This window comes from uncultured Dokdonia sp. (genome assembly GCF_947492535.1).
GTDB lineage: Bacteria > Bacteroidota > Bacteroidia > Flavobacteriales > Flavobacteriaceae > Dokdonia.
Window position 1 is genome coordinate 261,722 of sequence record NZ_CANLNH010000006.1, and the last position, 21,576, is coordinate 283,297.

Here is a 21,576-nt window from a genome sequence, read left to right on the forward strand (position 1 = left end):
CTTTAAAAAGTAGAAATCATGAAAACAATTTTAAAAATTATTGTATTAACTATACTGTTCGTAAATACGGGTGTGTATAGCCAAAATGAGTATTATGAATTAAGCGATACAGCATACACTAAAATTTTAAAATCAAAAGACAAAAAGGAAATCACATTAGAGGACGGTAGTTTGGCTTACCTAATGAATTTTCAAGAAATTGCTCGGGTTTCAGCAATTAGCCCAGAAGTATTAAAGGCTTTGAATGAGTATTATTGCTCACTTCCGTTAGCGCCAGGTGATTTATGCGAAGGTAATTGTAGAGATTGTCCACAAGGGTATTTTTGTGGATACATTGAACGACCAAGTATACAACTATATTCAGAGATGTTTAAAAACCAAAAAACACCTACAATAAAAGGAATAAGCAAAAACATAGCCGATAATTATTTTGTGGTACGTAAACCTGTGAAAAAGTGTATTGCATTGCCAAATAGATAAGTCATTTCGAGTGAATTTTTCAGATAGGAGAGTTCTTGATATGATGCATTTATGTCACATTACTCGAGCTTACCGAGGTAAAATAAATTTAAAAACAGTACATAAAACGCAGTAACTATAATTTTGTATATTGAAAAACGGGTAGCTAGGTGTTTGGCTTAGCTGCCCTTAACACAACAACAACCAACCCATGTTTAAAAAAAATAGTTTGCTTTTTCTTTTTTTACTCAGCTTTATTTTTGGGTTTTCGCAAACAAAGGAGATTGATAGTTTGAAACAGGAGATTTTAAAACCTTCAATAAAAGACACTACAAAAATTAGACTTTATTTATTGATAGGAGAAAAATTTTATCCTATTAGTAATGATAGTTTAGCAAAATATTCTAGTATGGCTTTGCAGTTGTCTAAATCATCTAATAATTATCTTTTAGCAAAGGCTTATAATAATATAGGGTTATCCTACCTTAATAAACTTCAACTAGATTCCGCAAGATATTATTTTAATGAATCTATTAAAATAGGAGAGAAAAAGAGAGATACATCTATTCTTATTACTGCTTACGCAAATTATGCCGCTGCTTATGATGATAAGGACTTTAGTAAAAGTGTTAAATTAAGTCTTAAAGCTATTAATCTTATAAAAAATAATAATTTTAAATTAGCTGAATCTCAATTTAATCTTGGTGTAGACTATAGTAATGCTGACTATGATAGTCTTGCCTTAAAATATTTAAATCTAGCTGTTGAAAGTGCTGAAAAAAGTAATCATAATTTAGTTCTATCCTATGCTTTACAGGGTATTTTAGAATATCAAATTACAGGTAAAAATTTTGATAAAGCCAAATTAAACTTAGACAAATCTCTAAAATTATGTCAAGAGTTAACCTCTCCACGAGTTTGTTATAATTATTACATAAAAGCTGGTTATTATTATGATGAACTAAAAGAATTCGATAAAGCTGAAATAGCTTATTATGAAGCTATAGAAAATATAAAAAAAGTGGATAACAATTATGACCTAATAATTACATATAATCATATTGCAGAACATTTTATTCTAGTAAAAAAGCCTAAAAAAGCAATTGAATATTTAAAAAAAATCGAAAATATTGAGGGTATGGATAACATATCTAAGTTGAATTTTTTTATATATAAGACTAGAGCGAAAGCTGAGAAAATGGATAACAATTTCGAAAATTCAACTAATTATTATGAAAAATATATAATTATAAATGATTCTCTAAATTCTGAAAAGAACAAAACTTCTATCGCAAATGCCGAAACCAAATATCAAACCGAAAAAAAAGAAAAAGAACTTGCAGAACAGAGATTAGTAATGGCAGACCAACAGTTGGCCATCCAAGAAAATAAATCTAAAACCCGTACTATGAGCATCGTAATTATTTCCCTGTTATTAGCCTCTATTTTATTATGGTTTATATTTCAGCAACGCCAAAAACGTATACAGCAACAATTGGTGACTATAGAACGTGAACATGAAGTGCGTACGCTGGAGTCCTTGATGGAAGGGGAGGAAAAGGAACGCTTTCGAATTGCCAAAGAACTACACGATGGGGTTAATGGTGATTTATCTGCCATTAAATTTAAACTCTCTTCTTTGCTAGAGATGAACAATACAGTCATTAAAGAAGCAGTCACGATGATTGATAATAGTTGTGAGCAGGTACGGGCCATTTCGCACAATTTGGTGCCGCCATCACTTAAAGATTTTAATTTGATCGAGGTCATTGATGAATATTGCCAGAGTATGAATAATATTCATAAACCTAAAATTGAATTCCAACACCTTGGTGATGCCATTAAACTTGATAAAAAACAAGAAACAAATCTGTTCCGTATCGTACAAGAATTGGTTACCAATAGCATTAAGCATTCAGATGGTTCAACAGTAGATGTACAGTTAAGCTATCTAGAAAACCTCCTACAACTCACTGTAGAGGACAATGGCAATGGCTTTGACCCAAAAGCTATAAAGAGCGATGGTATAGGCATGCAGAACGTACAATCGCGTGTCGATTATTTGAATGCAACAATGGATTTTCTCTCCAACAATAAGGGAACTTCCTATACTATTGTTGTGGATGCTAAAACCTCGACAACATGATAACCATAGCCATTACAGACGATCATGAATTGGTCATGCAGGGCATTGAAAATATGCTTCAGAATGAGGATAACATTCGGGTTGTTCAAAAATATATCAGTGTTGCCAGTACTATTGACGGCTTATCTAAGGAACAACCCAATATTCTTTTATTGGATATTAATTTACCAGATGGTAATGGAATCGATTTATGTAAGAAACTATCGGTCGAACATCCACAGCTAAAGATAATTGCTCTGAGCAGTTTTAGCGAAATCGCTTTTGTAAAACGTATTCTCAATAACGGGGCTAGTGGATATTTGCTAAAAAACACCAGCAAAGAAGAATTGATAGAGGCCTTTAAAATTGTTTTGACTGGAGGGCAATATTTACAGAACGACATCCAAAAAAAGTTGCTCCAAAGCTCATTAGGTCAAAAGAAATCAACCTCTTTTATCCCTAAGCTTACCCGAAGGGAAAAAGAAGTGTTAATAGCTATTTCCGAAGAATTTACCACTCAAGAAATCGCTAACAAACTTTGTATTAGCATCAAAACAGTAGAGACACATCGTATGAACTTGATAAGTAAGTTGGGAGCGAGAAATAGTGTTGGTCTTATAAAAATTGCATTGGAGAAAGATTTGTTAAAAGACTAATTCTTAATGCATCAAGTTTTAAAAAAGATTAATTGAAATTTTACATAAAAACCAAAGATTGTTTATCTAAAAACAAGTGTAGAATTTGAACAAGGGCTTAGAAATTTACTCGTAGAAAAATTTTAAGCTGTTGTGACTAACTTACGAGCCTGCCTGCCGGCAGGCAGGAATGCCGTAGAAAAAAATCTTGCAGGAGTATTATCATATACGCGATTTTTAAATCATTCTAAAAGGTTTTCCAACCACATCATCTCGCAACTTCCTAAAAATGTCCACAGGGCATTTTATTAACGTAAGTTCGTTTGGCGGTGGCTATGCGGTTGGAAATTGTGTTTTAAAAAATTAATGTGATAGCATAATTATTTTAATAAAGCAATCGAGCCTGCCTGACGGCAGACAGGCGTATAGGCAGCGGCAATTTTACATAGCGACTAATTATAGTACAAACAGCAGAATGTTTCTTATTTAGTACTAAACCAAAAAGCCAAATGTTTAATGACCCAAGTACTACAGTTTATTGTGTGTACAAGACTTTCTGGGATATTTTACATAATATAACATTATAGCTTACAAATGGCATAACAACAAGATATAATCGAAATATGATATTTGTACTATAATGTTCTGCGTTATGTAACTTTGCTTGGGTAAAAAGCTTTTACCAAAGACAAATCTTCTTTGATTTTTTTTCTTCTCAAAAATTTCTCTAAAAAGGTAATGGAATACTCTTTGCCCGAAGCGACGATAGGAGCGAAGTGGGAATGTGTATGGAATGGGATTATTAGAACAAAGTTTCTTTTCATTACGGAAATCCACAAGGAAACAATTTACATTCAAGCTACATTTACACCAATAATTCAAGAAATGTTAATAACTAGTTTACAACTAATGGTTTACAAAAATACTTTAAGTGTATGTAAAGTGTATATTTGTGTATGTTTAATAATTTATCCGATAAAGAATTAGAAGCGTTAAAGATTATTAGAAACTCCCTTGTTCATCAAGGAAGGATACCAAGTGTACGCGAATTAATGATTGGATTGGGTTATAAGTCACCTCGTTCATCAGCCGTTTTATTGAAAAATCTTGAAGAAAAGGAAATTTTAAGAAAAAAGGATGATGGTAGTTATCAGATTGTTGATTTTGAAATACCCGAAGATTTTGGTTCTAGAGCACAAACTGTAAAAATACCCTTAATTGGAAGTGTAGCTTGTGGAATGCCAATTTTTGCAGATGAAAATATTGAAGCAGAAGTTTCAATTTCTGTAGAAATGATTAAAAGTGGATATAAATACTTTTTATTAAGAGCAGAAGGGGATTCAATGAACGAAGCTGGTATCAATAATGGAGATTTACTATTAATAAGACAGCAACAAGATGCCGAAAATGGGGATAGAATATTAGCCCTAATTGATGAGGAGGCAACAGTTAAAGAATATAATAGAAGCGGAGGGATGGTTATTTTGAAACCAAAATCCACAAATAAAATACATCAACCGATAATACTAACAAGTGATTTCAGAATTCAAGGAATTGTTGAAGAAGTAATATCACTTTAAAATAAGATTATGGCAAGACAAAGTAAAAGAGGTAGAGATGCGGGAACTGGACAGTTTATTACTATCAAAGAAGCAAAGAGAAGACCAAAAACAACAGTTATTGAAACAATAAAAGTTGGAAGAACAAAAAAGAGAAAATAAGTGAATCAAAAGAAATTTAAAGTATTATCAATTGATGGAGGTGGAATAAAAGGTGTCTTTCCTGCATATTTGCTAATGTTAATTGAATCTGAACTTGAAAAAAGGAAAGATGGACGAACAAAAATATATCAACATTTTGATTTAATAACAGGAACATCAACGGGTGGAATAATAGCACTAGCTCTTTCTTTTGGAATATCCGCAAAAGAAATCTATGAGTTATACTTAAATAACGCTAAAGGTATTTTTGGTAACAAAAAAAGCTTTTTTTGTCAATTATTTTTTGCTTCTCATAAAAGTGATTTTTTAGAAAACTTAATACAAAATAAATTTAAAGAATATAACAATGGTATTGACCCTAGGCTAAAGGATTGTAAAACTGATGTTTGCATACCTATTTATGACTTGGTTAGAGGGAATCCAAGTGTTTTAAAAACACCATATCACGAAGCATTCACTAGAGATTTTCATATACCTGCGTATCAAGCTGCAATGGCTACAGCAGCAGCACCTACTTATTTTAGTCCATACTCAAATCAGTATACAGATTTGGATGATGTAAGAAAATCATTTGTCAATAAAGTTGACGGAGGTATAATGGCAAATAATCCAACTTTAGTTGCTTTTTTAGAAGCTATTAAAGCTTTTAAAGTAGAAACTTCTGATTTAGAAATACTATCGATTGGTACTGGTCATAAGAATTTTACTGATATTAATTCTAGAAAAAAATGGGGATTACATTATTGGATGATAAAGGACAAAAGAAAAAGACTGATTGAGTTATTTATGCAGAGCCAATCCCAGTTAGTAGCAAATTATATAAGTCTGTTACATAAAGGAATAGATAGAAGAGAAGATGAAAATTTTATTTACGATAGGATAGATGTCGAGCTAACAGAAGGTAGCCAATTGGAAATGGATGAATGTGATAAAAATTTGATTTCAAATTTTGCCGAATTAGCAGCAATTGAATATCAATACAAAAGAACAGATATATTAAAAAGACATTTTTATTAATAAAGAATTAAAATAATGAGTAATCAAATATTATTACAAATAGCGCAGTATCTAGATATATCGCCTACAGATTATAAAATAGCCCAAGAACGATTTAACGCAGTTAAAAATTGGCTTGACGATGGAGCATATAAGTCGGGCTATTTGCCTGATGTATATTTACAAGGCTCATTTAGACTTGGTACAGTTGTAAGACCATATCATAACGATAAAGATGGGAATTTTGATATTGACCAAGTGTGTGAATTGACAAAATATAATGAATTAAAATCTTCTGAAATTCTTAAAAATGATGTTGGAGATAGATTAAAAGAAAATAGTGATTATGAAAGAATGTTAGATACTGAAGGTAAAAGGTGTTGGACAATTGAATATGCTACTGAAAATAATCGACCAGGTTTTCATATTGATATTTTACCAGCTCTAAAGTCTGATGAAGGAACGTTACATAACATTGATATTACACATAAAGAAGATGACATTTATTCTTGGTCTACTAGTAATCCTAAAGGTTATTATTTTTGGTTTAAATCAAAAAACGCTTACTCTACTAGCTTTATTGAATCTCAAAGAAGTACAATTTTTAATGCTAATAAAGAATTGTATGAAATAGAAGAAGAAGTTCCTAAACAACTCTTTAGGACTTCACTACAACGTGCTATTCAAATTATGAAAAGGCATAGAGATGTTCATTTCGTAAATAAAGACTTTAAACCAATATCAATAATTATTACAACTATTACAACACAGGTCTATACAGAAACTAATATAATAGAGATAATTGATGAGTTTATAAATTATGCTTTAAGTAGAAACGAATTTTTGATAAAAAATGGATATTTAAATAAAGATGATATCCTAGATTATTCAGATGGTAAATGGTTAATACCTAACCCAGTTGACTATGCAAGACCTGAATCCGAAAGAGAAAATTTTGCTGACCGTTGGAATTTAGAACCTAAATTAGCAAATTCTTTTTTTGAATGGTGTCAACAATTAAAAAGAGATATAAATAGCTTTAAGAAAAGTGGACTTTCAGATAGTCTAAACTTAAAAACTAAATCATTTGGAACTGGAGAAAGAGTTGATAAAATTTTGATAAAGGAAACAGAGAAAGTATTAGAAAACGGAGTTGGTATATTTTCTTCTAATAATAGAGAGTTATTAGATTTAATTCATCTAGGTATTGAAGGTAAGACAGAATGGGAGCCAATAAAAGAATTAGCCGAAAGTTATTACCATAAGGCAGATGAAGGAGTAAGTAAAGATGTAGCTAAAATTAATTATTATCAAATCGCAAGACATAGAGGAAAATCATTTTCTGAGGAAGCAAAAAATGATATTAGAGATGTTTTAAGAAGAAATAGAGATACAGCATCCTTTGTTTTATGTTGTAATCTTTTACTAGGGTCGGCTACACAACAAATGATAAGAGAATGTATGAGAGAATTTAACTTCGAAAACATTTTAGAATGGCCAATATTGAGATTATATAATCGTCCATTTATATTGAAAAATGCCTTAGAAGTATGAAAATAAAAGATTAAATATGAAAAGATATAGTAATAGTGCTTCTGGTGTAAAAGCTTATGAAATAGGTCTTAATTATATTTTGGTGAAATTTCAAAGGCTGGAACATATAAAGTAGAGAAGATGAAAGTATTAGCTTTAAGAGGTAAAGGTCTAAATACTTATATAAATAGATATGCTAAATATTCTTACGATTAACATTTAAAAGCATCTATTTTATTTCTTTCTACTCCCATAATTAACTCTCTTTTTAAAATCAATAATTTCATCTTTTAATCTCTTATTAGCATTTTCAATCATCTCATTTTGAAGTTTCATAATGCGCAATAAATCGTGAATAGCATTTAAATTATCTAGTTGAGTATATACGATTCTCTCAAGGTCAGCTTTGGTATATTTAGGATATGGCATAAAATTTGAAATAAAGTTATTAACAATAAAAATTTAACTAAAAATTACATTTATATAACTTTAACTTATATAAAGTTAATTCAAACTTATAAATTAAATTTTAAAAACACAAGTTTAGATTACTAAAAATTAACTTAAACTTATGTTTTATTAAGTATGTATTATATATTTAAAGTAGAATACATCAAATAATTATGGCAATAGAAAGGATAAATAGAATAAAAGAAGTATTAGTAATTCAAGGAAAATCGCAAGTTTGGCTTGCGGAAGAATTGGGAAAAAGTACAACTTCTGTAACGGCTTTTTGCAATAATAAATCACAACCACATTTAAAAGATTTAAAAAGAATAGCTGAAATCTTAGATGTGGATATTAGAGAGTTATTAGTTTCTACAAAATGATTGTCTTAGAGTTTCTAAAATCAGAATTAAAAAGTCATAACTTAGAATTAACCGCTAAAACCGATGGGAGGGAAGGGATTGGCGAGAACCAAATATATTTACAACCAATAGATTTAGATACTGTAAAACAAAGTATCAAAATCTCAAAGCAAGATTTAGGAGAATTAAACGATAACTTGTTTATAGCTTTAGTTTTAATCATAGAAAAACAACCTAGAGTTGTTTATTTCATTCCATCCAAAGACTTACAAGATTCCAATAACAATTTCTTTGTAAATAACGAAGTAAGTTTAATGCCCAGTTTATCTAATTGGGAAATCAAAATAACTAGCAAAACCATAGAGGAATTAGAAAAGTATGCTTTAAAGAATATGATTGATAAACTAAGATTTTAGTTAAATAACATTATGTAAAATAGAGCGTGCGTTTTTACCCAGATGTAGCGGTGGCAAAACGGCCTCAGAAAACTTTGGTCAAAACAATAGGCGAAAGAGCGTACATATTTTAGAGAGCCAGCAATACATATTATTAATAATCTTAATGTTTAAGGCTAGTTCAAAGCAATCTTAATGAGTTACAATGTTTTCTAAAATATAGCGATTGAGCCGTGATTGTTTCCAAAGTTTTGTGCAGCCTTGATTTTTTTGTTTTTTTTTTCATCAAGGAAAAAAGATATGTAAACACTTTTAAAAGTTTAAATAAAAGCACAATTAGAACAAGTGTATAGAAATTTTAAAGCGTGGATTTGAGCTAGGGAAAATTTTATACTCTTGTGGCAAGCTTACGAGAATGTCTTAGAAAAAATCTTGCAGGATTTTCCTCGAATACGAGAATTATAATTAGAAGCAAAAGGTTAGCTTTTTTTTGGTGTGGCCAAGCGATGGCAAATTGTGTTTAAAAATAAATGCCATAAAGCATTTAAATTTTTAAAAAGCAATCTAGCGGTTGGGCGCGGCAATTTTACATAACGGCTAATTATAGTACAAACAGCAGGATGTTTCTTATTTAGTACTAAAGCCAACAGCCGAATGTTTAATGACCCCAGTACAAAAGTTTCTAACGAAGAACTAAATATTATGGGATATTTTACATAATAGAACATTATAGCTTACGAATATAAATGAAATTCAGGTCGTAAAACGGCTGTTACATAAATGCTGACGATATAGACCTAAAGGCGCTATATCTGCATCTATGTAAAATAGAACAGAAAAAGTTCTATTCGCCGTTTTACTCATATATTATATTTGTACTATAATTTATATTATGTCAAATAGAAAATTATAAATAGTATACCTAAATATCCTACCTATTGGGTATTTGTATTTGATTTTAAAATAAGTATCTTTCAATACTCCCTATTAATAAAAAACTAATTATTTCTTTCAATACGAAATATTATGCCTGATAAACCTATTATCAATGCGCACACGCATTCGTTTACAAGTGTTTATGTGCCGCCTTTTTTAGCAAAGACTATTGCACCTTGGCCTATATATTTTCTGATTCATACTCAGATCATTGTTGGTTGGATCAAAAAATATATTAGTTATAAGAATAGCTTTAAATTTCCAGCTAAAGGAAATTCAGATAAAAGTTGGGACAAAGTATATGCTGAACGACAAAAAAGACGTCGCAAAACGTTACAAGCGTTTAATTTCAAATCACGATTGTACATTTATATTCCATGGCGTATACTAGTTTTCTGGTTATCTCTGGTAGCTTCTATATATGTGATCGAATTTCTAAGTTGGATATTGAACTTAGATAAATATATAGCTCAGGCTATATTTAAGGTTGAAAATTGGCTTTCTTCTCTAAACCTGTTCTTTGATCTTCCTCTATGGGGAAAACTAATTTGGGTTGCTGTTGTTATTATCTTTATTAACTGGAGCCGACGCGCTATTTGGTTCTTAGTTAAGAAAGTTTTTCCAATTTTTTCTAGCATTTTAAGTCCTAAAGGTATGGCACTTTTAGAGCGTTATTTACTTATGGGACGGTTTTCTTTTTACGGATCACAAAAAGAAGTAGCACAACGCGCTTTATTTCAGTTACCTCCTGGTTCAAAGATGGTTATACTACCTATGGACATGGAATATATGGGTGCTGGAAAGACCAAAGTCACAGATGCAATGCTTGAAGATAAAGACAAAAAACTGGCAGCTGGTTGGGACGAATCTGATTTTAGTAATACATTCCGATATCAGATGCGAGAACTATGGGACTTTGTAGAATCACGACGAAAAAATGACGGTGCCTACTACCCTTTCTTGTTTCTAGACCCCAGGCGTATCAAGGCTGAAGGGGAATCATTTTTTAAATATCGGGTAGTCAATAATAAAATGGTGCTTGAAGATTGCTTTGTCAAAACCTATATGGAAGACCGAAAATTCAGCGGTTTTAAGATTTATCCAGCATTAGGCTATTATGTCTTTGATGAGCATTTACTTCCTTTATGGAGATACGCTGTCGAAAACAACATCCCTATCATGACGCATTGTGTGGTTGGTGTGATCTATTATAGAGGTAAAAAGAAAAAAGAATGGAATTTCCATCCCATTTTTAAGCAGTTTTATAAGAGTAAATATGCTGCAGATAGTTTTCCTGAGCCTATGCTATTGCCACAAACAAAAGCCGTTGATATCCAATCTAATTTTACACACCCGATGAATTATCTCTGCTTATTGGAAGAAGTTTTCCTTAGAGAACTTGTAGGTAATGCCAAAAACGAAGCAGTGCGTACCCTCTTTGGGTATACGAATGAAAATACATCACTTACATTCACTTTAGAAAATTTAAAAATATGCTTAGCGCATTATGGTGGTGAGGAAGAATGGACTAAATTTTTAGAAACAGATCGGGATGTATACGCACTGAGTATGGTCAAAAATCCAGATGAAGGAATTGATTTTATGAAGAACGATAAAGGTAACTTTTCTTGGAGTAAAATCAATAGTCTTTGGCATGATACCGATTGGTATAGTCTTATTTCCAGTATCATCATGAATTACAATAATATGTATGCAGATCTTAGCTATATTATCAGTAAACCTTCCATCCATCCTCTACTCAATCAAACTTTAGCAAAAGGAGCAGATTTTGACGAGCAATATATCTTATACCAAAACGAAACCTCTGACAATCAAAAAGCCTTTCACCTTAAAGGAAGAAACAGGCTTCGTAGTCATATATTATATGGAACCGATTTCTATGTAGTTAGAAATCATAATTCAGATAAGGACTTGTATGCACAGACACGAGATGCCTTAGATAAAGAAGAATTTGATCTTATTGCTAGAGAGAATACACATAATTACCTATCCCGTACTTAAACAATAAAGAATCATGATCTACGTAGACAGAAAACGTGTTGACCCACCTTCCATTCTATTTTCAGATAGAGCCATAAAAGAAAAAGAACGCTTACATTCTTTTTATAGTCAGCGATCCAAAAAGAAACAAACTCGGTATAACGGTAACATGCGCCTTTTAAATCATGTAGAATTAAGAGAACGTATCAATCTTCTATTTCATGCTAAATGTGCCTATTGTGAAAGTTTGTATATAAACAATCATGTGGACCATTTTAGACCCAAACGTAACGCTATGAATCTTGATGGTTCTGTGAGTGAAAATCACTATTGGTGGCTTACCTACGAATGGGAAAACCTATATAGTTCCTGTCGAAACTGTAATTTTAATAAACGAAGCCGTTTTCCAGTTCAAGGAAGAAGAAGCTCAAAAGATCAACCCGTTTCTAAGGAACAACCCTGGATTTTAGATCCTTGTAACCCTGAGGACTTTCGCGAACAGCATTTCTACTATTCCGAAGATGGAAAGATGATAGGAATCACAAGACGCGGTGAGATTACTATAGATATCTTTAAACTTAATCGCGTTAATTTAATAGAAACGAGAAAGAAGATCATTGATCGATCTAGTAGATTAATTTCATTAGCAGCACTCACCATAAAAAGACGTGGAAAAGCATATAACGAGATCGAGGCTGGTCTTAAAGATTTAATAAGTCCGTCTTCAGAGCATACTTCGGTTGCAATTCATTATGTAAAAGCATTTTCAGAACGTTTATCCAATATTGAAAATCCTAAGCTCTTTAATACCTTACTAAGTGACGTTCTAGGAGGATCATTAGAAACTCGTTTTGATAAGCAGATTGAACTATCTCAAGAGATGATTCAAGACAAAATGAATAAGAAGGACTACTCCTACTCTATGAAAATGGATTCTGAAGAAGCGAAGATGGCATATTTTTCTTCAGCCAAGAAAATTAAAAAAATTGAAATTAGTAATTTTAAGAATATAAAATTACTCACGCTAGATTTCCCTAAGTCTACTACTTCTGAAGAACCATGGATGGTATTGTTAGGAGAAAACGGTACAGGAAAAAGTAGTGTTTTACAAGCCGTAGCACTCACGCTGGCTGGAGAGGAACGTGCCAATGCGTTAGGACTAGACGCTTCCAAATTCATAAATCAGAATACACGCGCAAAAACGGGATATGTAAAGGTATTTTTAGAAGGTCTTGACGAACCTTGTGAACTCCATTTTTCTAAAGAGTCTAGACGATTTACTTGTAATTTTATGGAGTCAAAAGTTATTTTACTAGCCTTTGGTTCTACACGCCTCATGGCTGATGTTTCAGAAGGTACAGACAGTATTAATAATGTTCGCAACCTTAGAAACCTTTTTGATCCTTTTGCAACTCTACCAGATGTAGAAGAATGGATTAGTAATCCCAATACCGTTAGTGTATTGCAATTTGATCAAATTGCAATCGAACTAAAAAAACTATTACAGCTTCCCGAAGATAAACTTATCTATAGACGCAAAACAAAGGAAGGCCGTTACGAGCTTTTTATTAAAGTGAGTAAAGAACGGCATGGGATTCGTGTACGAGAATTAAGTGCCGGTTATCAGGCCATCATCGTGATGACATTAACTATTATTCGTGAATTATTATCAACTTGGGATACTTTTAGTATTGCAGAAGGTATCGTATTAATTGATGAAATTGGGGTTCATTTACATCCAAAATGGAAATTACAGATTATTGGGACATTAAGAGCCATTTTTCCAGCTATGAATTTCTTAATCACCACACATGAACCATTGTGCTTGAGAGGAATTAATGAAGGTGAAGTGGCACTTATGAAGTTAGATGAAAGCAATCAAGTAATTGCCTTGGTAGATCTCCCCTCACCCAAAGCATTAACCATCGAACAGCTTATCACATCTAAATTCTTTGGACTCATTACTTCTTTCGATCCAGAAGTAGAAACTCAGCTCAACACATTCTATTTACTCAATTCTAAACTAGAGCCAAGCGAGCAAGAACGAGAACAACTTGAAATTGTAAGGCAAGAACTCGAGGAACTCAATATTATAGATAGTGATGCAAAACTGGGGGTTTCCAAACCTATTGAAACAGATCTTAGAAGTAGTGTGCTAGACACAGGTTGGGTAGCCAATCCTCAGCATCAAGACGATCTTAAGAAACGTATCCAGGAAATCTGGTCTAAAAAAGGGATGTAATCAAAATTGGGGTAATGATTTTTATTGAAAAAAGTACAACAAATCCAAATATATCGGTTTATAAAGAAAAGCGATGGAAAGGAGCCAACGGAAAGAAGACTACGCTTGCCAAGCGTGATTATGAAAAGGCGATTGCTCATTATGCAAATCCTGCAAATTTCAAGAATAATAAAAAAATTACAAAAAAATCGTTTACATATGAAGCCTACTCTCATAAAGACACCAAGAAAGTGCTCAAAAAAGTATTTAATAGTAAATGTGCTTACTGTGAGAGCTTTATCATGCATATTGAACCTGGTGATGTAGAACACTTCAGACCCAAGGCAGAAATACATACTGCAGATGGAGGCGTGCTAATTCCTGGGTATTATTGGTTAGGAGCAGACTGGAAGAACTTACTCCTTTCCTGTATTAAATGTAATCGTTCTAACAATGAAGCGATCAATGTTTCTGATGGGGTTGTTCAGAATATGGGAAAGGCAAATCATTTCCCGTTATCAGATGAAACAAAGCGTGTGCGGATTCATAATCAGAATATTGCTACAGAAGATCCTTTTGTAAATATTATCAATCCTTGTGTAGAAGATCCTAACAATCATTTAATCTTTGAAGACAATGGAGAGGTTAAACCTATAGATGATAAAGGAGAGCAGTCAATAAAGGTATATGGTTTGTATCGAGCAGATCTAGTCTTAAAGCGTAGTTTAGCCAGTACAGACTTAGACCTAACTCTTACAGGTCTCATCCAAACAGTACAAATATTAGAACAATTTGCAAGCAATGGTTTACCTATAGAAAATGCACTTTTAATGTTAGAAACACATCGCACTAAACTGATCTATGCTTTTCAAAAAAATGCTGAGTTCTTAGGCTTAAAACGACAGAAACTACAGCGATTTATTGACGATAATACCCAGAGCGTACATCGATTGAATACTCTAGGGATTCATCTAGAAGACTTCTTGCCTTAGAAACATATTTTAACACCTTCCATGTATATCTATACAAAAGGTGTGTTATATGTTTTCGCGTTTGCCTACCTGCCGATAGGTTCACGAACGCAGTGAGAGCGTAGTGGTAAAGCGTAAAAAATTAATCTAGATACCTGAAATTAACAAAGTTTACAGGTTTGCAATTTCTGTATCTAACCAAGTTAATCGACCTGTAATCCAGTCTTTTAGATACGTAATTTCAGACTCATAAGAGTTTCCTACAAAATCGTTAGGCCAAATATAGATTCCTAATACTTGCCAAACATCAAAATTTGCTCGTATAGCACCTCCAGTTTCTAGTGCAGATACATATTCATCTATTTTTTCTAGTATGTAACTTTCTGAAAAGGTACTATTTCGTAGGGTCGTCCAACGATTTTGTAATTGTGTAACAAAAGCTGGGTCTTCTAAAAGACGTTCCCACCAAAACGGAATTTGCCATATATCATTAGGGCAGCGTTCATTAAAACGATATGTCCAAACATTATTGGACCCTCCTTCACAGTAATCAGCATTACCAAAGGCTAAATTAAAATCCCAGATAGGTCCCATTTTCAATTTTTCATTCTTGTCTTTTGTCATCCAAGTACTCAAACGATACCCATCTACATTGTTTGATAGTTCATTTAATAAAAAGAAATCTATAAAGCTTTCTGTATCAATATACATAGCATAACCAGTATCTGGATCTGTAAATGTATCGGAAGCTAAGGCGGTTTCAAAATTAGTTACATATTCTGAAATATAAGTTTTCTGTTCTGGTGTAATATCTTCTTGGTCAGGGTCATCATATAAAAAATGAATCTGTTGTCCAGCCGTCGAATTAGGAGGGCTTATTTGAGATGGAAATGAATTGATGTCTGTATAAAGTGTTTCATTAAAACCGTCGGCTTTATCTAGTTTAATGATATACCCACCAGTTAAATCTTCTCCGGTGTTTTCGTCATCTTTTAATTTATTGATATCTATACGATGATCATCACGTTTTAATTTTTCCATAAAAACGTACATTCCATTATATGATCCATTAATGTAGACTTCTGCTAGTTTTGATCTACTTGCATATCGTCCCATATCGGTAGACAACTCATATATTAAATGGTTGCGAACTAAGGACTTATCGCTATACGGTGCGTATAAAATCCAGTCTTCTTCTTCTGGAAATCCTAATAAGGAGACATCCAAATCTTCATTGGCTTCATCTCGGGTTTCAAATCCAAAGGATTTTTTAGGAAACTGTTGTGAAGATGATCCGCGAATCTCAATACCTATCGCTCCTCGATGCGTCTCTACGCCTGCTTCTATAATCACCAATTGGGCATCTATCTTTGGTTCATCTACAATGGTAGCTCCATTGGTATTGATTTGAAACTGTGGTAACCTATCTGCAGCTGCGATGTCAGGAATTACTTCTTCTTCAACTGCTACCATTTCAGGATCATCATTACATGCAAGTAGAAATACGATAGGAAGAAACAAATAAACAAAAAGCCGCTTTTTCATAATACACGTTTAAGATGAATAGGTAATATACACTTAAAAATAAGCATAATTGTGCTTTTATAAAATTGAATAGATATATACTAGTGCTTTATACGCTTTCGCGAAAGCGTATACCTCCTCCTTATTTATGTAATGAAGCGAGTCGTTTTTTAACAGTGTTTATTAATGTATTGCTTGGATTTAGTGTCAAGATCTTTTGATAATTTTCCTTAGCCTGGTCTAGTTGCTTTATTTGCTCTAGAGCACTTGCTAGGCTATACCAAGCGCCTGGAGATTCTGGAAAAGCCTTTGTAACAAGTTGCATAATGTATAGTCCAGCTTCGGTATTTCCTTGAGAAAATAATCGATATCCTGCCTCACCAAATTCTTTTTCGAAATCTGAATATTTATACGCAGGATCTTTTGCGATTTTTAAGGCATCTTTTTCTAATTGCTCGATATTTCCTTGTGTAAATAACTGTGTTAAATGTTCCATAGGATTCAAAATGAAATCAGTATCGGTATAGTGCAAAGCTGCATCTAATACAGGGTCTTCATTATTTTTATAATCATCTGAAGTCATCGTCACGGCAATGTGCGGAATGGTCCAATCTTTATTTTCCCATTCAGGTTTATCTTGCCACCATGCATATGATAAATATGCATTTATCCTTGAATTTGGCAATGTTACTCGTCTAGCATCGCCATAAAAATTCTTATTCTCTGCGGTGGGTTCTCCAACAATGATAGCCTCTGTATAATTCTCAATTTCATTGGTTAGATTCTGGCAAGCAGAAAATGTATTACGTCCTATGATGTAAAAAAATGTTCCCTTTTTATTAATCTTAGGACGCGCCATAATTCCTTTAATGAGGGCTTTATTGTTATAGTTATTTCCGCCACCGTTTAACCGAACGTCATAGATAAACTTTTCTATATCATACGTATCTATAGCTGTAAATAGACGCTTGTAGAAATCGGCTAAGGTTTCTTTATCATCATTAAACACAGAGCTTTGACGCACATACATTGTTTTGGTATCTTCTAAATATTCAAAGAAGTATAATTTTTCATTTAAATCTTTGATAAACAAAGGTGTAGCATCTTGTTTTCTAAGACTTACCCATGTATCATTTGGAATTGTAAAGCCGTAGTCTCTAGACATTTCATCTAAGGCAATAGCAGTAAAGCTATGTGTAAATACCTTCCCATTTTTTTCTAATGTTAAAGGAATGCTGATAGAAAACTCAGGGACGACACCTTGTGCATGTAAGATAGAAGGAACCGTAAGAAAACGAAGTCCGTAGGCTTTAAAATAGCTGTCATTTTCTACAGGCACAACTGGACGTATTGCCTTTAACGCATCTGCTATAGACATATCCCCTACTTTAATGATTTTAGCTCCTAAAAGCTGTTGATTCTCTTTTTGAACTCCTTCTATAAAAACACCATCTTCAAAATGATATAAGTTTATGGGCAATACGGCATCTTTAGCGAGTGTGCTAAATGGAATTTGTGTATGTCCATATTCAAAAAGAGAGACCATTCGAGTAAGCCCTACTTTCACTTCGTGCGGTGCTAAATTTGGTATTTCATTATACAGTTTTTCCACTTCTGCATCCCAAGTAGAACGATCTATTTTTTTAAACAGAAAAGGATAATCAGTATGCACTGTTTTTTGTAAATGGCGTAGGTCTTCTTGCCATTGTTCACTGGTAAGTGTTTCTTGACTAAAGAGTAATCCTGTGTTTACATAGGAAAGTATGAATAGTACTACTAATTTAATTGTGATTGATTTCATAACTGTTTTTTGATTGATTGTTACTAACTAGAGTACAAATAACTAGTTTTGTTACATCGTATCTAATCCTAAAAAGTTGAATTGTCACTATTCCTATTTGAATTGTAATTTATACGCTTTCACGCCTGCCTCCCGGTAGGTAGGAAAGCGAACTTGTGAGATTTAACACCAAAGGAAGAGCAAAGTGATAAAGCATAATATATATCATTTTAATACCACAACCACTCCCCTTTTCTATTTCTAAACAGCTACATTTGCACTGTGCAAAAACAGAAGAAATCTCAATTTGAATTTGTCACTTTGATGGCATCATTAATGTCTATTGCAGCCCTAGCATTAGATGCCTTACTACCTGCTTTAGATACGATTGGTGTTGTGATTGGCATCAAGGAAAGTGTTGATAACCAACTACTCGTTGTTGCTATTTTTTTAGGTTTAGGTGTGGGACCACTTTTCTTTGGTCCATATTCAGATAGTATAGGGCGTAAACCGATTGTTTATATGGGGTTTACCATATTTATTATTGCAAGTTTCATATGTGTATATGCGCAAAGTCTAGAAGTCATGTTGATAGGTCGTGTATTACAAGGTATAGGCTTAGCAGCTCCAAGAACGATTAGTATTGCTATTATACGAGATATGTATAGTGGTGATTATATGGCGCGTATTATGTCTTTTATTACCGTGGTGTTTATTCTGGTTCCCGTAATTGCACCAGCATTAGGAAAGCTTATTATGACACAATATGATTGGCAAAGTATTTTTTATGTCCAAGTGATCTTTAGTATTATTGTAGGTATCTGGTTTTGGCGTAGACAGCCCGAAACGCTTACAAGTTCAAATAAAATCCCATTTTCTGGAGCTTCATTTATAGACGGTTTTAAAGAGGTTGTTTCACAGAAATCCACCATGGCGTATACGATTATCTCTGGATTTGTCGTTGGGTCATTTTTAGTGTATTTAAGTGCTTCTCAGCAAATATTCGAATTGCAATATGGATTAAAAGAAGAGTTCCCGTATATATTTGCAGCAACAGCCCTGTCTATTGGGTCGGCGATATATCTTAATGGAACCTTAGTACTTCGGTTTGGGATGAAACGCTTGGTTAATACAGCATTGGTTGCTTACTTTTTTATTTCGTTATTATATGTAGTACTATTTTCATCAGGTATGAATCCTCCCGTAGGTGTATTAATAGGGTTCTTTTGTGCTCAGTTTATTGCTATAGGGTTCTTATTTGGAAATATACGTGCATTGGCTATGGAGCCATTAGGTCATATCGCAGGAATGGCAGCAGCAATTACTGGATTTATTTCTACGATGATGGCTGTTCCAATCAGTATTTTCATTGGAAGCTTTGTAAAAACATCTTCCCTCCCATTATTTATAGGGTTTACTATTGCTGGAGCAATATCTATAGGAATTATTGGATTGCTACATAATCATAAAAAGAATAGTATAGTGACTTCGTAGACTATAACTTCCGAATACGTTCTTTAAGGATACCAGCATTAATGAGAAATACGACACCACTAATAGCAAGCGCTAAACCAAGTATCCCTCCTCCTATCCAATACAAAGCATCTATTGCTTGATGTTTCCAATGTCCCGCTTCAGAGATAAGTGAAAGTCCGCTACCTAAAAACAAAGCTCCAACGCTACCATAGAACCACCATTGTTTTTTTAGTTGTTTCTTTTCCATAATATAGGATTATTGTTTCCAAAAAGAGAGGTCAAACCACTGCCAGTCACGTTCAGAATTATTTTTAAATTTCTGATGTAAGATAAGCTCTAAATAGTGTTTTTTATTAGCAAGTTTTGAGATATCTATATAAGTGATATATCCATCTTCATTAGTTTTTGGATGTCTATATCTAGCCCATTCGATATTAGAAATAGTTACAGTATCGATCTTGACTTTAAACAAGTCATTGATTGATTTTTGCCAATTAACCGCATTGACTAATTCAAAAGAATCTATAGCTTTTCTAGTAGGCAATAATGGGTATTTTTGTTTTACATCGTAATGCGCATAACGATCTTTTAAATAATAATCAAAATCACTCCATGATACGATAAATAATTGGAGATAATCATCTGTGATAATTTCACTTTGGATGGCTCCTTTAAACACTTTACTTCCTTTAGATAAATTACTTACGTAATTATTATAAGTAGTTTCTGGAGCTCCGACTGCATTATACATTTCTCTATCATCAAAAAGTGAAAAACTGAAAGCCGCATTACTATTATAAAAACTCCCAATAGAACTAGCAGCAGCTACAATAGCTATAAAAAGATAGGCAACAATAAAACTACTCAGTAGCCATTTATTGGTATTAGTACGCAATACAAGAAACTCTCTTTGTATAAAGTAGGACAATGTAATAATGGAAAAGAAACGTATAATAACGCTCTTAAATTTCGCTATGAAAGGATACTTGTCGTTCTTTTTTCGTAATAAAATAGTATCCAATACTCCTATTTGAATAAGTATAAGTACAAATGCTAGTATATAAATAAATAAAGGAGAGTCAATGATAGAATAATCATCTGAAAACAAACCTAACACCCATATAATTGAAGAAATGGTAATGAATAGGCTAATGGATAAAAACCCTAATAAAACAGCAAATGAGAAACTGAGGTTACACCATTTTTCTAATAACAATAAACGCTCTGAGGCAGTGGGTTTTGTTTTTAATGTTTCTTTATAATTTTTTGTTCCAATAAGACGATTATAATTAATATCATCAGGAAACCAAAAGGAAATACCTAAATATCCTAACCATACAGCTCTGAGAAATAAATTTGCAGCAAATCCTATTAATAAAATTTTAGTGATTGTGAACGAACCAAACAGTAAAATAATTTTAATTGTGGTCAGATCGGTTATCGCATAATTATCTACAAAAAAGTCTTGGAGTATTTTATCACTAGTAAACAGACCATATAAGATTCCTCCAGCAATAAGCATTTCGATTTGCCAGCTTTGGTACCGATATTGTGTGATATGCTCTGGAGTATTCTTATCCATTTCTATAGTACTACTTTAGTATGGTTTCACTATCGTATACCAATACTTTAGACCATAAATGAGAAGACTCGGCTATAAATTGTTTATGTGCCGGTTCATCTTGGTATTGATCTTGTGCAGCTTTATCTTTAAAGGTAAGTAATAAACTATAAGTATAGCTATTATCAATAACGTCTCTATTAGTTGCCGCGGGAACACCTATATGCTTTGTAGTAATATAAGGTGATTGATTAATAAAATTACTAAGAGAAGCTTCAAAAGCTTTTCTATCATCTGTATTATCTGGGTTATGGAGCCAGAAATAAACAGTATGAGCAAAATCACCCGGAATTGGCATAGAAGTAGTATTCGTTTGGTTAGAACAACTTGAGATCATGAGACTAATAAAAAATAGGGTAAAAAGTTTTTTCAT

At 32.8% G+C, this 21,576-nt stretch carries 19 protein-coding genes; 13 read left to right on the top strand and 6 right to left on the bottom strand.

The window, feature by feature from the left end; genetic code table 11:
• Positions 1 to 18 precede the first annotated feature (18 nt).
• The 7 genes from Q1A60_RS10695 (at position 19) to Q1A60_RS10725 (ending at position 7,490) form a co-directional block, all read left to right on the top strand.
• Entirely contained in the window at positions 19 to 480 is a 462-nt protein-coding gene (locus Q1A60_RS10695; RefSeq protein ID WP_299764463.1) for a hypothetical protein, read from the top strand.
• Between the two features lie 190 nt (positions 481 to 670).
• Positions 671 to 2,605, top strand: a complete 1,935-nt coding sequence (locus Q1A60_RS10700; RefSeq protein WP_299764461.1) for a sensor histidine kinase — start codon at positions 671 to 673, stop codon at positions 2,603 to 2,605.
• Positions 2,602 to 3,240, top strand: a complete 639-nt coding sequence (locus tag Q1A60_RS10705) for a response regulator transcription factor (RefSeq protein WP_299764459.1) — start codon at positions 2,602 to 2,604, stop codon at positions 3,238 to 3,240. Before Q1A60_RS10700 ends, Q1A60_RS10705 begins: the two co-directional genes overlap by 4 nt.
• Positions 3,241 to 4,175: 935 nt before the next feature.
• Positions 4,176 to 4,799, top strand: coding sequence for a transcriptional repressor LexA (lexA, locus tag Q1A60_RS10710; protein ID WP_299764457.1), 624 nt, complete (start codon positions 4,176 to 4,178; stop codon positions 4,797 to 4,799).
• Between the two features lie 9 nt (positions 4,800 to 4,808).
• Positions 4,809 to 4,940: a hypothetical protein gene (locus Q1A60_RS10715; RefSeq protein WP_262494503.1), complete on the top strand. Its 132-nt coding sequence runs from the start codon at positions 4,809 to 4,811 to the stop codon at positions 4,938 to 4,940.
• On the top strand, positions 4,941 to 5,957 hold the full coding sequence (locus Q1A60_RS10720; protein WP_299764453.1) for a CBASS cGAMP-activated phospholipase: 1,017 nt from the start codon (positions 4,941 to 4,943) through the stop codon (positions 5,955 to 5,957).
• Positions 5,958 to 5,972: 15 nt separating this feature from the next.
• Positions 5,973 to 7,490 (top strand): nucleotidyltransferase, encoded by a 1,518-nt coding sequence (locus tag Q1A60_RS10725; protein ID WP_299764451.1) that lies wholly within the window; start codon positions 5,973 to 5,975, stop codon positions 7,488 to 7,490.
• A 213-nt stretch (positions 7,491 to 7,703) separates the two neighbouring features.
• On the opposite strand, the gene Q1A60_RS10730 is transcribed toward Q1A60_RS10725, so the two are convergent.
• The gene (locus tag Q1A60_RS10730) at positions 7,704 to 7,898 is read right to left on the bottom strand and encodes a hypothetical protein (RefSeq protein ID WP_299764448.1); all 195 of its coding nucleotides are present in this window, start codon (positions 7,896 to 7,898) and stop codon (positions 7,704 to 7,706) included.
• Between the two features lie 194 nt (positions 7,899 to 8,092).
• Here Q1A60_RS10730 and Q1A60_RS10735 point away from each other — a divergent pair, with 194 nt between their 5' ends.
• From Q1A60_RS10735 to Q1A60_RS10755, 5 genes are all read left to right on the top strand, one after another.
• A complete protein-coding gene (locus Q1A60_RS10735) occupies positions 8,093 to 8,299 on the top strand; it encodes a helix-turn-helix transcriptional regulator (RefSeq protein WP_233783279.1) in 207 nt (68 codons plus the stop codon).
• Positions 8,296 to 8,694, top strand: coding sequence for a hypothetical protein (locus Q1A60_RS10740; RefSeq protein ID WP_299764444.1), 399 nt, complete (start codon positions 8,296 to 8,298; stop codon positions 8,692 to 8,694). Before Q1A60_RS10735 ends, Q1A60_RS10740 begins: the two co-directional genes overlap by 4 nt.
• 1,005 nt (positions 8,695 to 9,699) lie before the next feature.
• On the top strand, positions 9,700 to 11,631 hold the full coding sequence (locus Q1A60_RS10745; RefSeq protein ID WP_299764441.1) for an amidohydrolase family protein: 1,932 nt from the start codon (positions 9,700 to 9,702) through the stop codon (positions 11,629 to 11,631).
• Between the two features lie 13 nt (positions 11,632 to 11,644).
• Complete coding sequence (locus Q1A60_RS10750) at positions 11,645 to 13,852, top strand: AAA family ATPase (RefSeq protein WP_299764439.1); 2,208 nt, start codon at positions 11,645 to 11,647, stop codon at positions 13,850 to 13,852.
• 14 nt (positions 13,853 to 13,866) lie between these two features.
• On the top strand, positions 13,867 to 14,823 hold the full coding sequence (locus Q1A60_RS10755) for a hypothetical protein (RefSeq protein WP_299764437.1): 957 nt from the start codon (positions 13,867 to 13,869) through the stop codon (positions 14,821 to 14,823).
• Positions 14,824 to 14,973: 150 nt separating this feature from the next.
• On the opposite strand, the gene Q1A60_RS10760 is transcribed toward Q1A60_RS10755, so the two are convergent.
• Both Q1A60_RS10760 and Q1A60_RS10765 read right to left on the bottom strand, forming a co-directional pair.
• Positions 14,974 to 16,347, bottom strand: coding sequence for a CotH kinase family protein (locus tag Q1A60_RS10760; RefSeq protein WP_299764435.1), 1,374 nt, complete (start codon positions 16,345 to 16,347; stop codon positions 14,974 to 14,976).
• Between the two features lie 121 nt (positions 16,348 to 16,468).
• Positions 16,469 to 18,127 carry a hypothetical protein gene (locus Q1A60_RS10765; RefSeq protein ID WP_299764433.1) on the bottom strand — a complete coding sequence of 553 codons (1,659 nt, stop codon included), beginning with the start codon at positions 18,125 to 18,127 and terminating at the stop codon, positions 16,469 to 16,471.
• Positions 18,128 to 18,388: 261 nt separating this feature from the next.
• Between Q1A60_RS10765 and Q1A60_RS10770 the strand changes: the two genes are divergently transcribed.
• Positions 18,389 to 19,600, top strand: a complete 1,212-nt coding sequence (locus Q1A60_RS10770; RefSeq protein WP_299764431.1) for a multidrug effflux MFS transporter — start codon at positions 18,389 to 18,391, stop codon at positions 19,598 to 19,600.
• Position 19,601: 1 nt separating this feature from the next.
• Here Q1A60_RS10770 and Q1A60_RS10775 read toward each other — a convergent pair whose 3' ends face one another.
• Genes Q1A60_RS10775 through Q1A60_RS10785 form a run of 3 tightly spaced genes read right to left on the bottom strand, consistent with a single transcriptional unit; the run spans position 19,602 to position 21,576 of the window.
• Positions 19,602 to 19,829 carry a hypothetical protein gene (locus Q1A60_RS10775; protein WP_299764429.1) on the bottom strand — a complete coding sequence of 76 codons (228 nt, stop codon included), beginning with the start codon at positions 19,827 to 19,829 and terminating at the stop codon, positions 19,602 to 19,604.
• 9 nt (positions 19,830 to 19,838) lie between these two features.
• Positions 19,839 to 21,164: a hypothetical protein gene (locus tag Q1A60_RS10780; protein ID WP_299764427.1), complete on the bottom strand. Its 1,326-nt coding sequence runs from the start codon at positions 21,162 to 21,164 to the stop codon at positions 19,839 to 19,841.
• A 10-nt stretch (positions 21,165 to 21,174) separates the two neighbouring features.
• Positions 21,175 to 21,576, bottom strand: a complete 402-nt coding sequence (locus tag Q1A60_RS10785) for a Dabb family protein (RefSeq protein ID WP_299764425.1) — start codon at positions 21,574 to 21,576, stop codon at positions 21,175 to 21,177.